At 62.4% G+C, this 14893-nt stretch carries 14 protein-coding genes; 9 read left to right on the top strand and 5 right to left on the bottom strand.

The window, feature by feature from the left end:
* The 9 genes from CKW35_RS19870 to CKW35_RS19915 form a co-directional block, all read left to right on the top strand.
* On the top strand, window positions 1–245 hold a 245-nt coding region (locus tag CKW35_RS19870; protein ID WP_232248896.1), incomplete at its 5' end, for a thiamine pyrophosphate-dependent enzyme.
* A 654-nt stretch (window positions 246–899) separates the two neighbouring features.
* Complete coding sequence (locus CKW35_RS19880) at window positions 900–1796, top strand: nitrilase family protein (RefSeq protein ID WP_095116708.1); 897 nt, start codon at window positions 900–902, stop codon at window positions 1794–1796.
* Window positions 1797–1806: 10 nt separating this feature from the next.
* On the top strand, window positions 1807–2961 hold the full coding sequence (locus CKW35_RS19885) for a hypothetical protein (RefSeq protein WP_016488701.1): 1155 nt from the start codon (window positions 1807–1809) through the stop codon (window positions 2959–2961).
* Window positions 2958–3947: an asparaginase gene (locus CKW35_RS19890; RefSeq protein WP_095116710.1), complete on the top strand. Its 990-nt coding sequence runs from the start codon at window positions 2958–2960 to the stop codon at window positions 3945–3947. The genes CKW35_RS19885 and CKW35_RS19890 overlap by 4 nt, the downstream gene beginning before the upstream one ends.
* Before the next feature lie 91 nt (window positions 3948–4038).
* Window positions 4039–4590 carry a UPF0149 family protein gene (locus tag CKW35_RS19895; RefSeq protein ID WP_016488699.1) on the top strand — a complete coding sequence of 184 codons (552 nt, stop codon included), beginning with the start codon at window positions 4039–4041 and terminating at the stop codon, window positions 4588–4590.
* Between the two features lie 166 nt (window positions 4591–4756).
* On the top strand, window positions 4757–5386 hold the full coding sequence (locus tag CKW35_RS19900) for a glutathione S-transferase family protein (RefSeq protein WP_095116712.1): 630 nt from the start codon (window positions 4757–4759) through the stop codon (window positions 5384–5386).
* Window positions 5387–5413: 27 nt separating this feature from the next.
* On the top strand, window positions 5414–7450 hold the full coding sequence (locus tag CKW35_RS19905; protein WP_095116714.1) for a pyridoxamine 5'-phosphate oxidase family protein: 2037 nt from the start codon (window positions 5414–5416) through the stop codon (window positions 7448–7450).
* An 88-nt stretch (window positions 7451–7538) separates the two neighbouring features.
* Window positions 7539–8435, top strand: a complete 897-nt coding sequence (locus tag CKW35_RS19910; RefSeq protein WP_016488696.1) for a LysR family transcriptional regulator — start codon at window positions 7539–7541, stop codon at window positions 8433–8435.
* Window positions 8436–8592: 157 nt separating this feature from the next.
* On the top strand, window positions 8593–9888 hold the full coding sequence (locus CKW35_RS19915) for an MFS transporter (protein ID WP_016488695.1): 1296 nt from the start codon (window positions 8593–8595) through the stop codon (window positions 9886–9888).
* A 133-nt stretch (window positions 9889–10021) separates the two neighbouring features.
* Here the strand turns inward: CKW35_RS19915 and CKW35_RS19920 are convergent, their stop codons facing one another.
* The 5 genes from CKW35_RS19920 to CKW35_RS19940 form a co-directional block, all read right to left on the bottom strand.
* Complete coding sequence (locus CKW35_RS19920; RefSeq protein WP_016488694.1) at window positions 10022–10891, bottom strand: aldose 1-epimerase; 870 nt, start codon at window positions 10889–10891, stop codon at window positions 10022–10024.
* Window positions 10892–10915: 24 nt separating this feature from the next.
* Window positions 10916–11839, bottom strand: coding sequence for an EamA family transporter (locus tag CKW35_RS19925; protein WP_016488693.1), 924 nt, complete (start codon window positions 11837–11839; stop codon window positions 10916–10918).
* A gap of 154 nt (window positions 11840–11993) precedes the next feature.
* A complete protein-coding gene (locus tag CKW35_RS19930) occupies window positions 11994–13274 on the bottom strand; it encodes a TRAP transporter large permease (protein WP_016488692.1) in 1281 nt (426 codons plus the stop codon).
* Entirely contained in the window at window positions 13275–13802 is a 528-nt protein-coding gene (locus CKW35_RS19935) for a TRAP transporter small permease (RefSeq protein ID WP_003254832.1), read from the bottom strand. It lies immediately after the preceding gene.
* 66 nt (window positions 13803–13868) lie between these two features.
* Window positions 13869–14840, bottom strand: coding sequence for a TRAP transporter substrate-binding protein (locus CKW35_RS19940; protein ID WP_016488691.1), 972 nt, complete (start codon window positions 14838–14840; stop codon window positions 13869–13871).
* Window positions 14841–14893 lie beyond the last annotated feature (53 nt).

The following is a 14893-nucleotide window of genomic DNA, read 5'->3' on the forward strand; positions in this document are numbered from 1 at the left end:
GCTGGAAGCAGGCCAACATGGGCTTCACCGATTTTGGCCTGGACTACGGCAACCCGGACTTCGTCAAATACGCCGAAGCCTACGGTGCCAACGGTCACCGCGTGGAAAGTGCCGAAGGCCTGCTGCCACTGCTGGAACACTGCATCAAGACCCCGGGCGTGCACGTGATCGACTGCCCGGTCGATTACAGCGAGAACGACCGCATCCTCAACAGCGAGCTGCGTGAGCGTGCGCTGGCGGTGTAAGGCATAACGCCCGCATCGTAACTTCAAGCTGGCATCCACATGAGCCTTGCGGTTCTGTGGGTGTTGGCGGGTGGTGCATAACCACCCCTGAACTGATCTCGCAATTGGCCATTCTCAGGTTCTTCAACTCATGGAGAACACCAGAACATCACAGTTGGTTCTATAAGATTGCAGGGGATTGCCGTTTCAAGGACCTGCCTATCTGGGGCTTGCGGCCCTGGACGAAAGCTTCTTGTATCTGGACGTCGGCATGGGAGGGATCTCGCTTTATGACCACCTTCTGAAAAGAGCTGACGGGCTGCTGACAGATACGTCCGTGTGCGCGGTGCAGAGGCTGGAAAATGGCCGGGTCAGGGTCGGATATCGCCTTCTCAGTTGACGCCGGGTGGACCGAGCCGTGTTTGCGCACGGCAATTGATACGGTCATCAACCTCTGCACCAACACTTCAGCGCAATTCAATGGTGGCTTTACCCTTAAGCACTACCCACATTATCAGGTTGGGAAATAGCGGCGTACGGGGCATTTTGTAGGGGGAGTCCTACTGCGATCATGCGATTGCCCTACGGTCCCATAGGACCCTCCTGACTGTCCCTCCCAAGCCCAACATCGCTTTACTGGTGTCCTTCCAAAACAACCACAAAAAGGAAGCCGCCATGTCTGAGTCCTGTTCCCCCGTCAGCCCTGTACGTATCGCTGTCATCCAGTACCACCCCCAGGTCGGTCTTGAGCATTGTGAGCGCAACTTGGGTAATGGTCTGGCACTGGCCCGGCGCGCAGCACGCGAAGGCGCCAACCTGATAGTGCTGCCTGAGCTGGCCAATACCGGCTACACCTTCAACTCCCGCGCCGAAGCCTATGCCCATGCAGAGACGCTGCAGGACGGCCCCAGTCTGAAAGCCTGGGCAGACTTCGCCAGGGAATACCAGGTTTACCTGGCCGCAGGTTTTTCCGAGCGCGACGGGCTGAAGCTCTACGACAGCGCCGTACTGTTTGGCCCTGAAGGCCGGCTCGGGCACTACCGTAAGGCGCACCTCTGGAACCAGGAAAAACTTTGGTTCACCCCCGGCGATCTGGGGTTCCCGGTATTCGAGACGCCGATTGGCCGTATCGGCCTGCTGATATGCTGGGACATATGGTTCCCGGAAGTCCCGCGTCTGATGGCGGGGCAAGGCGCCGACATCATCTGCAGCCTCAACAACTGGGTATGGACCCCGCCACCCTTGTTCGATGAAGCAGGGCGCTGCATGGCCTCGTATCTGACCATGACCGCAGCGCATGTCAACAACGTTTATATCGCCGCCGCGAACCGCGTCGGGCGTGAGCGGGGCGGGCGCTTCCTGGGTTGCTCGCTGATCGCCGGTACCAATGGCTGGCCGATCGGCGAAGTGGGCAGTGCAGAGGCCGAAGAAATTCTCTATGCCGATGTAGATCTGAGCAGTGCACGCTCGGCGCCGATCTGGAACAACCTCAACGACCTGCCGCGGGACCGGCGTATCGACCTCTACGATGCCAATCTTGGTTACCGCTTGCACGCGCCAATGCCACGTTGAGGAGTCGCAAATGAACACGCTACTCTTCTCAGGACAGCAGCGTTGGCCTGTGTTGATTTTTGCCTGTCTGCTGCTGGCGCTCGTTGCGAGCCTTGCCCATGGGCAATGGCCGGATTATGCAGTAATGGTGGCGACGCTCGATCAGCCCCTGAGCCGCTTGCGCTGGATCGTCGGTGATATCAGTGAGGTGGCATTCTACAAGCATGAGCTGCCCGCACTGGGCCTGCTGCTGGGCGCTTGCCTGGCGCACTGGGCCCACGTGCGAGGGTACCGCTGGCAGGGCTTTGCGATTTGCTATGGCAGCGGGTTATGGCCATGGGTGTTCACCAGTTCGTTCCTGGGCTTGCTGCTCAGCCACGCGTTGTGGGGGTGGACCTTGGCCAGTGGCAACTGGCAACCCACCTTCGTCGCCTTCGTGTCATTGCCGGCGGCCATGGTGTTGCTGTTTGGTGCGGGCTGGCGGGTGACGATCACGGGGGCGGTACTGGGGGCTCTACTGGTCACACCGGCCAGCCTGCTGATAGTCAACTACCTGTGCTATCCCCTGCAATTGCCAGTGGTAGTTGGCAACGTGAGTGGCATGGCAGTGGCAAGTGTCGTGGCTTTCATCCTGTGCAAGCGCTTCCCTTCATGGGTACGCCAATGCCGTGAACCCACCCCAGTGGAACCGGTCGTCAACAAGCCAGACTACGGTGTGGTCTGGACGCTGCGGCGCGGGCTGGCCGATTTCAGCGAAGCGCCTTTTTTTGGCAATGAACTGGCCAGCCTCGGGCTGCTGCTGGGCGTGTTGCTGGCGTACCTGTTGGCCCCGGCTGCACCGTCATACGGTTCGATGCTGGTGATGCAGATAGTGGCTGGGCAGGCCCTGGCATCGCTGGTTGGGGTCGTAACCTGGCGAGGCCAGTGGCAAGCCCGCGGGTGGTACCCTACTTACATTCCGATCGTATCGGTCGTCCCGGCCGCATTGCTGACGCATGGCGGCGGCTGGCAAGTGGTGATGGCCAGCGCGGTGCTGGGTGCGCTGGTGGCTCCGCCGCTGGCGGTGGCGATCACGCAGCGCTTGCCTGCTTATGTGCATGGCTACATCGGAAACGTGGTATCGATGGCCCTCAGCACCTTGGGGATCGTACCTCTGGTTGGGTTACTTGTGGGGGGAGAAGCATGAGTGAACATTCGAGCCTGCCCAGGCTGTCGATCGCCAGCCTGGGGGGCACAGTCAGTATGCAGGCGGGGGCTGTTGGGTGTGGTGTAACGCCAAGCCTCGACTGCGAGCAGCAATTGCTTAAAGTCCCCCAGTTGCGCGAGATGGCGCAGTTGAACGTAGCTTCACTGTGCCTGGTCCCGAGTGCATCGCTGGCCTTCGCGACGTTGCTGCAAGTGCTGGCATGGGCCCGGTTCGAGGTGGAGCGCGGAGCCCAGGCTGTGGTAGTGAGTCAAGGGACCGACACCCTTGAGGAAACGGCCTATTTTCTGGATCTGCTCTGGCCGTTCGATGCGCCATTGGTGATGACCGGTGCCATGCGCTCGGCCAGCCAGCCGGGCAACGATGGCCCGGCCAACCTGTTGGCTGCGGCTCAGGTTGCATTGGCACCGGGCAGCTGCGGGCGAGGTGTGCTTGTGGTGATGAATGACCAGGTCCACTGCGCGGCAAGGGTTCGCAAGACCGCCAGCATGGCGATAGCGGCATTCGAATCGCCGAGGTGTGGCCCATTGGGCGAAGTGGTGGAGGGGGCTGTGCTGTATCACCATGCGCCAGGGCGCCGGGAAGTGCTGCCGTTACCGCATCGCACCGACCAGCGCGTTGCCCTGCTGGAAGCCTGCCTGGACGCAGACACGGCGCTGCTGCACGCGGTGGCCACATCGGGTTATGAAGGCTTGGTCATCGCCGGCTTCGGCGCTGGGCATGTCAGCGCGAGTTGGTCCGATGTGCTGGAACACGTGGCGCCCACCTTGCCGGTAGTGGTGGCCACACGCACAGGTAATGGGCCAACCGCCCGGGCAACCTATGGATTTGCCGGTGCAGAGATCGATCTGCAGAAAAAAGGCGTGCACATGGCCGGGCAACTCTGCCCGCGCAAGTGCCGCATCTTGCTGTGGCTGCTGATCGGCACCGACCGGCGACATGAGCTGCAGGACTGGTTGCACGCCTGACCGATCTGCCCGCGCCATGTATCACGCGGGCAGCCCTTGCGGCCTTGCTGTGCTAGGGTGCACACACTTTTGCTTCCCAGGATTCTGACCCATGCTCCCCGTACTCAGCGAAAAAGAACTCGACCGTCTCGAAGACCTGTTGATCACCTACGGCAACGACTATTCCGTGCTGAACCTGGCCGAGCTCAATGGCTTTTTCACAGCACTGGCCAGCTCGCCGGTGACCGTTTTCCCCGAGCAATGGCTGCCCGCAGTGGCCGGTGGCAAGGTACCGAAGTTCAAGAAGCCAGCGCACGAGGAAGCGTACACCGCGTTGATGTTGCGCTATGCCAATCAGGTGAATGAGGAACTGTCTGACAACGTCGACCATTTCGAGCCGCTGTTCGAGGAAACCGAGGGCGAGGCAGGCACGGTGATCGTTCTGGAGGAGTGGTGCTTCGGCTATATGCGCGGCACCCAGGTTGCCGGTTGGGGCGAGTTGCCGCCAGAGCAGGACCCATTGCTCAAGGCCATTTCCCTGCATGGGCTTGAAGATAACTTCGAGCTGCTAGATCAGATGAGCGAAGCCGATATCCAGGACTGTGTTCCGCAGGTGGTCGAGGCTGCACGTGGATTGTTCCGGCATTTCAAGAAGTTGCACTGACCTGATGTTTGTTTGCTAGCGCTGGCCTGCCCGTACTTGCGCAGAGGAAACCATTATTCCGCCCCGCGAAATTATGGTTTCCCTTGCGCGCTGATTCTGCTGCCAGCCGATCCAGTGCAGCATAGGCTCCACCAGCCCATCCCGGTGCTGACCAGGAGCAAAACCCATGTCGAACCCGATCAAGCTCTACAACTTCCCCAAGTCTGGCCATGCCCATCGCATCGAATTGATGCTCTCGCTGCTCAACCTGCCCACCGAGCTGGTGTTCGTCGACCTGGCCAAAGGCGCGCACAAGCAGCCGGATTTTCTGGCCCTCAACCCGTTCGGCCAAGTCCCGGTCATCGATGACAACGGCACGGTGATCGCCGATTCCAATGCCATCCTCGTCTACCTGGCCAAAAAGTACGACAACGGCACCTGGTTGCCCGAAGAACCCGCTGCCGCCGCCCGTGTGCAGCGCTGGTTGTCGGTGGCTGCCGGCCCGCTGGCCTTTGGCCCCGCTGCTGCGCGCCTGGTGACCGTGTTCGGCGCTGCGTTCAACACCGACGAAGTCATTGCCCGTGCCCATACCCTGCTCAAGGTGATCGACGCCGAGCTGGTCAAGGCGCCATTCCTGGCGGGCAGCACGCCCACCATCGCCGACATCGCCAACTACTCGTACATCGCCCACGCCCCCGAAGGCAACGTGTCGCTGGAGCCCTATGCCAACGTGCGCAGTTGGCTGGCACGGATCGAGTCGCTGCCGGGCTTCGTGCCCATGCCACGTACTGTGATCGGGCTGCAGACCAGCGCCTGATACCTCGCCTTCGAGAGGAACGCCACCATGCAACAGCCCCCGGACCATCGCCCCTCGCCCTGGCATGCGGGCGAGAAAACCCTGCAGGAAAAGGCCGGTGTAGCAGAGCGCATGGAGGCGTTCGGGCAAAAGGTCATTCGTGACTACATGCCCGACCAGCACCGTAGTTTCTATCACCAGTTGCCGTTCATGGTCGCCGCCAGTGTGGACGCCTTGGGTCGGCCTTGGGCCACCCTGCTGGAAGGGCCGGAAGGGTTCGTCAGTTCGCCCGACCCTCGCGTGCTGACGATCGACACCACGCTGCCAGCAGATGACCCCGCCACGCCGGGGCTGGTAGCCGGGCAGGCGGTCGGCCTGCTGGGTATCGAACTGCACACCCGTCGGCGCAATCGCATCAACGGGCAGATCCGCCAGGCTGCCGAAGGGCAACTGCAGGTGAGGGTGGAGCAGTCGTTCGGCAACTGCCCGCAGTACATCCAGTTGCGTGACTACACCCGTGTCGCCGAGCCCGCCCAGGCGCGTGTCGATGCGACAACGCTGGACGCCAAAAGCGTCAGCATGATCCAGGCCGCCGACACGTTCTTTGTCGCCAGCTACGTCGAGCAGGGTGACAGCCAGCGCTCTGTGGATGTCTCTCACCGTGGCGGCCGGCCAGGGTTCGTCAAGGTCGAGGGTAATCGGCTGATCATTCCCGACTACGCGGGCAACCTGCACTTCAACACCTTGGGCAACTTGTTGGTGAACCCGCGGGCCGGCTTGCTGTTCATCGACTTCAGCAACGGCAACGTGCTGCAGCTGTGCGGGCGTGCCGAGGTGCTGCTGGACAGCCCGGCCATCCAGGCCTTCGAAGGTGCCGAGCGGCTGTGGACGCTGGAAGTGGAGCAGGTAGTGTGGCGCCAGGCGGCGGTTTCCCTGCGTTGGGCGTTCAAGGAGTACGCACCGACCAGCCTGATGACGGGCACCTGGGCCGAGGCAGATGCACGCCTGCAGCAACGCCAGCGACAGCGTCAATGGCAGGCCTGGCGTGTGCTGCGGGTGGAGCAGGAGAGCCGCGATATCCGCTCGTTCTACCTTGAACCGCCGAGTGATGGCAGTGTGGCCTTTGCGCCGGGGCAACACATTCCGGTGCACGTGCAGATCGACGGTGAGGCCGCGATGATCCGGACCTACAGCTTGTCGAGCGCACCGTCCGATGGCTACCTGCGTATCAGCGTAAAAGCGCAGGGGCCCGCCTCTCGGCACCTGCATGAGCGCGTCAAGCCAGGTGATGTGCTGGATGTGCGCGCGCCTATGGGCAGTTTCACACTGGATGAGCAGAGTACGCGCCCGCTTGTGCTGATTGGCGCGGGTGTGGGGATCACGCCGTTGCTGGCCATGCTGCGTGAGCAATTGCGCAAAGGTCAGGCACGGCGAATTCATTTGTTCCATGGTGCTCGCAGCCTCGCCGACTTGCCATTCGGGCGGGAACTGGCGGGCCTGCGCCAACAGGCCGGGGGCTTGCTACACGTTCATCGCGCCCTGAGTCAGCCAGAAGACCATGCCGTGGTCGGGCAGGATTATGAGTTTGTCGGCCGGCTGGGTATCGAGCAGGTCAAGGCGACGCTGGCGCTGGACGACTACGATTTCTACCTATGCGGCCCGGGCAGTTTCACTCAGGACCTGTATGAAGGGCTGCGTTCGGTGCATGTGCCCGATGCGCGCATTCACGCTGAAGCCTTTGGGCCGTCGACGCTGCGGCGGCACACGGATGCAGGCCAACCTACCTTGCAACAGCCGCCCTCGGCAAGCGAGCCAGTACCGGTGTACTTCGCAGCGTCGGCCAAGGAAGCGCGATGGGTACCGGGCAGCGGCACCCTGCTGGAGCTGGCCGAGGCACGGGGGCTTGCGCCCGAGTTCAGTTGCCGGGGTGGGTCGTGCGGTACCTGCAAGACCAGGCTGGTAAGCGGCCAGGTGCATTATCCGAACCCGCCGGCAGAGCTGCCGGAGGCGGGATCGGTGCTGATCTGTTGTGCGGTGCCGGCGCAGGTGGAGGAGGGGGTACAGGCGCTGGTGCTGGATATCTGATATGCCTGTCCTGGCCTCATCGCCGGCAGGCAGCACAGAACAGCCGAATATCCGATAATCCTGGCACCCCAAATACTCAGGAGCCCGCATGGACCAGATCCACCTGATGAAGGTGTTCGTCGCGGTAGGTGAGCTGGAAAGCTTCGCCGCTGCTGCCCGGCGCCTGGACATTTCCCCGGCCGCCGTCACCCGCGCCGTCAGTGCCCTGGAAGACCAGCTTGGGGTCAAGTTGCTGCTGCGCACTACCCGTAGTGTGCGGTTGACCGAAGCTGGCGGCCGCTACCTGGAGGACACCCGGCATATTCTGGCCAGTATCCATGAGGCCAACGAAGCGGCCGCCGGCATTAACGCCACCCCCAAAGGCGACCTGGCAGTAACCGCCCCGATTCTGTTCGGCAAGAAGTTTGTCATGCCGTGTATCGTCCGCTACCTGCAGCAGTACCCGGACGTCGATGTTTCTGCCTACTTCCTCGACCGCGTGGTGAACATGGTCGAGGAGGGCATGGACGTGGCCGTGCGCATCGGCCCATTGCCCGACTCCGGGTTGAAGGCGTTGCGGGTCGGCAGGGTACGGCGCATGTTGTGTGCGTCCCCCGACTACCTGGCGCGCCATGGCGTGCCGAAGCATCCCTCCGACCTGGCCGGGCATGCAGTGATCGGCACCACCAACCTGTCGCCCCGTGCCGGCTGGCGCTTTGGCGTGACAGAAGAGCCAACCCTGGTGCGCATGAAGCCGCGCCTGACGGTGACCAGCAATGACGGGGCGATCGCTGCCGCCAGCGGCGGGCTGGGGATTGCCCGCCTGTTGTCGTACCAGGTGGCAGATGAGCTGGCCAGTGGGCAGTTGCAGGTGATCCTGGCGGAGTACGAGGAGGCGCCCTGGCCGATTCATGTGTTGCATCGCGAGAGCAAGTACGGCTCTGCCAAGGTAAGGGCCTTCATCGACCTGCTAGCGCAGGCGCTGCGGGCCCAACAGCTGGACTGAGATCGTACAACACGGGGCGAAACATTAAGAAATAATAAGTGTTGTACGACGACCTATGACGTGGCACTCTTTCGCCTGAAACAATTTGTCGCAAATACCGCTGCCGGTGTTCGCGCCAATCGCTCGCCAGTCTAAAAACAAGAAATTCAGGTGAACCATGAAGATGAAAGGCATCCGTTGGTGGATGGTCAGCCTTGTCACGGCTGGGCTCGTCGTCAACTACCTCGCCCGCAACACCCTCTCGGTGGCCGCCCCCACCTTGATGACCGACCTCTCCATCAGTACCGAACAATACGCCAAGATCGTCGCCAGTTGGCAGGTGTGCTACGCCCTCATGCAGCCGGTAGCCGGCTGGTTCATTGATTTCATTGGCACCAAGCTGGGCTTTGCCGTGTTCGCCATGGCCTGGTCGCTGGCCTGTGCTGGCGCGGCCCTGGCCACCGGCTGGCAGAGCATGGCCTTCATGCGCGGGCTGCTGGGCATGACCGAAGCCGCCGGCTTGCCGGCCGGGGTCAAGGCAACCACCGAGTGGTTCCCGGCCAAGGAGCGCTCGGTGGCGATCGGCTGGTTCAATATCGGCTCATCGCTGGGCGCCTTGCTGGCACCGCCGCTGGTGGTGTGGGCGATTCTGCACAGTGGCTGGCAGCTGGCATTCGTGATTGTTGGCGTCTCCGGCATCGTCTGGACCCTGCTGTGGATGCTGTTGTACAAGCACCCGCGCGACCAGAAACGCCTGAGTGATGAGGAGCGCGACTACATCCTGGCCGGGCAGGAAGCGCACTTCAAACAGGACAGCCGCGAGAAGGGCGCGTGGAAGCGCATCTTCAAGGCGCGCAACTTCTACGCCATCGCATCGGCGCGGATCCTCTCCGAGCCGGCCTGGCAAACCTTCAATGCCTGGATTCCACTGTACCTGATGACCGAGCGGCACATGAACATCAAGGAAGTGGCGATGTTCGCCTGGCTGCCGTTCCTGGCTGCCGATATCGGTTGTGTGCTGGGTGGGTATCTGAGCCCGCTGTTCCACCGCTACTTCAAGGTGTCGTTGTTCACCTCGCGCAAGATGGTCCTGGTGTTTGGGGCCAGTTGCATGATCGGCCCGGCCTGCATCGGCCTGGTGGAAAGCCCTTACACGGCGATCCTGTTGCTGTGCATTGGCGGGTTTGCCCACCAGACGCTGTCAGGGGCGCTGTACTCCATCACTTCCGACTCGTTCAGCAAGGACCAGGTGGCCACGGCGACCGGCATGGGCGGCATGTGCGGTTACCTGGGGGCAGCAGCGTTTACCCTGGTGTTCGGGGTGCTTGTCACGCAGATTGGCTACAGCCCGCTGTTCGTGGTGCTGGCGGCGTTCGATATTGTGGCGGCAGTGCTGGTGTGGAAGGTGGCGCGGGAGGTGCGGGGAGATGTATCCAGCAAGCCAATGGTGAGGGCTACCGAGGCATTGGCTTAAGGCGTGAGAATTTGGGGCCGCTTTGCGGCCCATCGCTGGCAAGCCAGGCTCCCACAGGTACTGCGCATCCGGTCGGGTGGGAGCTGGCTTGCCGGCGATGGGCTGCGCAGCAGCCCCCATCAAGGCAACACAATCAAAGGGGTCGATACTGCATCCTGAACCCCAGGCTCATTCCTTCCCCCCGCTGCAACAACCGCAACCCCGGCCGCCCTGGCAGGTGATGCGCATTGACCGGGTGGCTTACCGGTTCAAAGCAGAAAAAACCTTGCCCCTGCGGGCAAAACAGCAAGAATTGCTCAGCCCCGCTGGCACTGCACGCCAGTCGATAACCCGCGCTTGGCTGTTCGATCACACACTCTCCGGGCCAGCCACTGAAGGCATGATCGACCACCGTCTCGGGCAAACGGCCCAAGGCATTGAAGCACCACTGCTCGGGCACCTGGGCCTGGTACGACGGCAAACGCCCGGGCTCGGCCAGCCACACCTTGCGTGCCGTGGCATACAGCTGGGTATCGGGATACCGCGGAAAGTAAGGGTGCAACCCCAAGCCATACCAGGTTGCCGCCTCATCCAGATGGGTGACATGCAGGTCCAGGTTCAGGCACCCCTCGTGCAAGTGCACGTCCAGCGTGGCCAGGTAGGCAAACGGCACTTCACTGTGCAGCGTCAGGCGCGCGCGTCGCTCGCTGTGGTGCTCCACCTGCCAGGCCTGCTGCCAGGCACTGCCATGAATCGGATAAGGGTCATGCCCGGTATTCGGTGCCAGTGGCTGCCAACCCTCGGGCCGGGCAAAACCACCCTCCGCAATACGGTTGGACCAAGGCGCCAGCGGGTAGCAGGCGAGGCGTCGTGGCGTACCACTTTCCAATGCGGCCAGGTCGGAATGGCGCAGCAGCGCTTGCCCGCTCGCTTTCACTTCCCAGTTGACCAGGCTGGCGCCCAGCTCCGGAGCCAGGCTCAGGCGGGTCAGGCGGTCCTGCAGGTGCAGTTCGGTCACAGCCATTCAAGGCTCCTTTCAGATGAACAATCAACTGGCCCGACGGTAGGTGAGCAGCACGATGCCGCACACCACCACGGCGCCGCCGAGTAATTGCAGGGTGCCGAGCTGCTGGTCGAGCAAGGCCCAGCCCAGCAGCAGTGTGGCGATGGGCTCGACGTTCATCACCGGTGCGTTCTGCGCCATGTTCAGCTTTGGTACGCAGACGAACAGCAAGGTGAAGGCCAGGCCATACAGCACCACCAGGCAGGCCAGAGCCACCCAGCCACTGCTGCTGCCCGGCAGTGACAAGCCTGACGGCATCACGCCGCTTGCGCCTGCAACCAGCATGCTGGAGAACACGATCAGCAAGGTCAGCAGGCTGCGCACGGGGCCGCGCACGCTGGCCAGCTTGTGGTCGGTGATCCACAAGGCGCAGGCAAAGGCACAGGCGGCGCCAAAGGCCAGGCTGACCCCAGGCACCCAGTGCGGGTTGGCCACGCCGCTGTCGGCCAGGCGTGCCGGCACATCCAGCGCCAGCACCAGGCCGCACAGGATCAGGCCCATGAACAGCACGGTGCGGCCCGTGGGGCGAGCGCCGCCCAGCGCCCAGGTGAGCAGCGCCAGCAGCATCGGGAAGGTGTTGCCCACCAGCAGCGCCAGGGCTACCGGAATGCGCGCCACCGCCGAGTACAGGCACAGGCTTTGGGTGGCGATCAGCAGGCCGAGCAGCAGTTGCCAGTGCCGGGTGCCTGCGGGCAGGCCCAGCGCCTGGCGTTGCCACAACAGCAGGCAGGCCAGCACCAGCAAGGTGATGCCTGAGCGGCAGAGAATCGCCAGCAGCACGCCGGTGCCGTCATCGAAGGCAATGCGCGCGGCGATGTGGTTGCCGGCGAATGAACAGGCCAGCAGGGCGAGCAGGGCGATGGCCAGTTTGCGCGGGAATAGAGGTACAGCCGAGGAGGGAACAGCCATGTGCAGGATCCATTTGCAGAAAGAACCAGAGGGCTGCTTTGCAGCCCATCGCCGGCAAGCCAGCTCCCACAGGGGTTGCGCAGGGCTGGAAGGCTGCACAATCCTGTGGGAGCTGGCTTGCCGGCGATGGGGCGCAGAGCGGCCCCGATTGCAGTTACAGCACCACGCTAGGCAGCCACAGGGAGATGGCCGGTATGTAAGTCACCGCCATCAGCACCAGGAACAGCGCCAGGTAGAACGGCAGCAGCGCCTTCACCGTCGACTCGATGCTCACCTTGCCGATGGCCGAGCCCACGAACAGCACGGCGCCCACCGGTGGCGTTATCAGCCCGATCCCCAGGTTCACCAGCATGATCATGCCGAAGTGCACCGGGTCTACACCAATACCGGTAATCACCGGCAGCAGGATCGGCGTAAGGATCAGGATCAGCGGCGCCATGTCCATCACCGTGCCCAGCAGCAACAGCATGAAGTTGATGCACATCAGGATCACATAGCGGTTGTCCGACAGGGTCAGGAACGCCGTGGTGATCTTCGACGGGATCTGCATCAGGGTCATCACGTAGCCGAAGCTGGCGGCGAAGCCGATCAGGATCATCACGATGGAGATGGTCCGTACCGTGCGGTGCATCAGCTTGGGCAGGTCGCGCCACTTGTAGTCGCGGTAGATGAACATGGTCACGAAGAATGACCACACCACCGCCACGGCTGCCGATTCGGTCGCGGTGAACACGCCCGACAGGATGCCGCCGAGAATGATGACCATGGCCATCAGGCCCCACAGCGCCTCACCGGCAATCTTCAACGCCTGGCGCAGCGGGATCACTTCGCCCTTGGGGTAGTTGCGCTTCTTCGCGAAGATCAGGCACAGGCCCATCATCACCGCGCTCAGCAGCAAGCCGGGCATCACGCCCGCCATGAACAGCGAGGCAATGGATACCGTGCCGCCCGCCGCCAGCGAGTACAGCACTGAGTTGTGACTGGGCGGGGTCAGCAGCGCCTGCACCGAGCCACTGACGGTCACGGCGGTTGAGAATTCACGCGGGTAACCTTTGCGCTCCATCTCCGGGATAAGCACAGAGCCCACCGAGGCGGTGTCGGCCACCGACGAGCCGGAAATTGCGCCGAAGAAGGTCGAGGCCATGATGTTGACCAGCGACAGGCCGCCACGCACGAAGCCCACCAGCACCCCGGCAAAGGCCACCAGCCGTCGTGACATGCCGCCTTCGGCCATGATTGCGCCGGCCAGCACGAAGAACGGAATGGCCAGCAGCGAGAACTTGTTAACCCCACTGGCCACCTGGATCATCATCGCTTGCAGCGGGATGTCGATCCACCAGGCGCCGATCAGCGCCGACAGGCCCAGGGCGTAGGCCACCGGCATACCGATCAGAATCAGCACGATGAAACTGCCCAACAGAATGAACGCTTCCATTTATGCAGCTCCTTCGTTTTCTTCGACCAGGTCAAAGCGCACGACCTTGCGGTTGCTCTGATCGCCCAGCAGGAGTTTTTCCAGCACGAACACCAGCGTCAGCACGCCGCCGACCGGGATCGGCGCGTAGGTCATGCCCACCCGCACACCGGGCAGCGAGGCCAGCGACTGGTTCCAGGTGGTGATGCACAGCCGGGTGCCGTAATAGGTCATGAACACGCACACCACGATCATCAGCAGTTGTACCAGCAGGGCGACCAACTGGCGCTGCAGCGGCGGCAACCGGTCGGTGATCATCCCCACCGCCATGTGCGCCCCGGCGCGATAGCTGGCGGCGGCACCAACGAAGGTGAACACCACCATCAGCAGGATCGAGACTGGCTCTGGCCAGCTGGAGCCGGTGCCCAGCACGTAGCGGGCGAAGATGCCCCACGGGATGATCAGCGTCATGGCCAGGATCGACAGGCCCGCGATCCAGATGCAGCTGCGGTACAGCGTGTCGTTCACGCTCAGGAAAAGCGATTTCATAGGCATCACCAAAGCGGCAGGGCGGCGGGCGCCGCACTGCCGAGGTCGTCTTGGAAGGGGCTGGTATTACTGGACGGCGTCGATACGCTTCATCAGGTCGGCGTACGGCGCGCCGTACTTCTCGCGCACCGAAGCGGTGGCGTCATAGAACGGCTTTTTGTCCACGGTAATGAACTCGACACCTGCGGCCTTGAGCTTCTCTTCGCTGGCGGCGGACTTGGCATCCCACAGCGCGCGTTCTTCCATCTGCGCCTCACGTGCAACCTTTTTCACCAACGCCTGCTGCTCGGGGCTGAGCTTGTTCCAGGTGGTCTTGGACATCACCACGGGTTCCGGCAGGATCAGGTGGCCGGTCAGGGTGTAGTACTTGGCGCTCTGGAAGTGGTTGTGCTCAAGCAGGGTAGGCGGGTTGTTCTCGGCGCCATCGATCACGCCGGTTTGCAGGGCGCTGAAAATTTCCCCGGTGTCCATGGCGATGCCGTTGCCGCCCATGGCGTTCATCATGTCGATGAACAGCGGGTTGCCCTGTACGCGAATTTTCATGCCCTTGAGGTCTTCCAGGCTGCGTACCGGCTTCTTCGTATAGATGCTGCGCGAGCCGCCGTCCATCCAGGCCAGGGCTACCAGGTTGAAATCGGAGTTGGTGATCTTGTCGAGGATTTCCTGGCCGATCTCGCCGTCGATGATCTTGCGCATGTGATCATGGTCGCGGAACACGAACGGCATGTTGAACACGTTCACGTCCGGCACCACCGGGCCGACGATCCCCAGGCTGACGCGGGTCATCTGCACGGCACCGATCTGCGCCTGTTCGATCACTTCCTTTTCCGAACCCAGCACACCGCCGGCAAACATCTTGAAGGTGATGTCGCCATTACTGGCCTGCTCGAGCTTTTTGCCCATGTTCTGTTCGGCGACCACGGTCGGGTAGCCGGCCGGGTGAATTTCGGCGAACTTGATGTCCAGTGCCGAAGCAGGCATGGCCACGCTAAAGGCAAACGGGAGTACGGCAAGGAGTAGCTTGCGTTTGAACGTCATGATGAAACTCCGTGGTTTTTATTATCCGGTTTCGTGTGTGCAAGTGTTGGTGC

This window comes from Pseudomonas sp. Irchel 3F3 (assembly GCF_900187545.1).
GTDB classification, from domain to species: Bacteria; Pseudomonadota; Gammaproteobacteria; order Pseudomonadales; family Pseudomonadaceae; genus Aquipseudomonas; species Aquipseudomonas fortuita.

Coding starts and splice junctions, on each gene's coding strand:
- CKW35_RS19880 (WP_095116708.1), top strand. CDS start 900: ATGTCTGAGTCCTGTTCCCCCGTCAGCCCTGTACGTATCGCTGTCATC.
- CKW35_RS19885 (WP_016488701.1), top strand. CDS start 1,807: ATGAACACGCTACTCTTCTCAGGACAGCAGCGTTGGCCTGTGTTGATT.
- CKW35_RS19890 (WP_095116710.1), top strand. CDS start 2,958: ATGAGTGAACATTCGAGCCTGCCCAGGCTGTCGATCGCCAGCCTGGGG.
- CKW35_RS19895 (WP_016488699.1), top strand. CDS start 4,039: ATGCTCCCCGTACTCAGCGAAAAAGAACTCGACCGTCTCGAAGACCTG.
- CKW35_RS19900 (WP_095116712.1), top strand. CDS start 4,757: ATGTCGAACCCGATCAAGCTCTACAACTTCCCCAAGTCTGGCCATGCC.
- CKW35_RS19905 (WP_095116714.1), top strand. CDS start 5,414: ATGCAACAGCCCCCGGACCATCGCCCCTCGCCCTGGCATGCGGGCGAG.
- CKW35_RS19910 (WP_016488696.1), top strand. CDS start 7,539: ATGGACCAGATCCACCTGATGAAGGTGTTCGTCGCGGTAGGTGAGCTG.
- CKW35_RS19915 (WP_016488695.1), top strand. CDS start 8,593: ATGAAGATGAAAGGCATCCGTTGGTGGATGGTCAGCCTTGTCACGGCT.
- CKW35_RS19920 (WP_016488694.1), bottom strand. CDS start 10,891: ATGGCTGTGACCGAACTGCACCTGCAGGACCGCCTGACCCGCCTGAGC.
- CKW35_RS19925 (WP_016488693.1), bottom strand. CDS start 11,839: ATGGCTGTTCCCTCCTCGGCTGTACCTCTATTCCCGCGCAAACTGGCC.
- CKW35_RS19930 (WP_016488692.1), bottom strand. CDS start 13,274: ATGGAAGCGTTCATTCTGTTGGGCAGTTTCATCGTGCTGATTCTGATC.
- CKW35_RS19935 (WP_003254832.1), bottom strand. CDS start 13,802: ATGAAATCGCTTTTCCTGAGCGTGAACGACACGCTGTACCGCAGCTGC.
- CKW35_RS19940 (WP_016488691.1), bottom strand. CDS start 14,840: ATGACGTTCAAACGCAAGCTACTCCTTGCCGTACTCCCGTTTGCCTTT.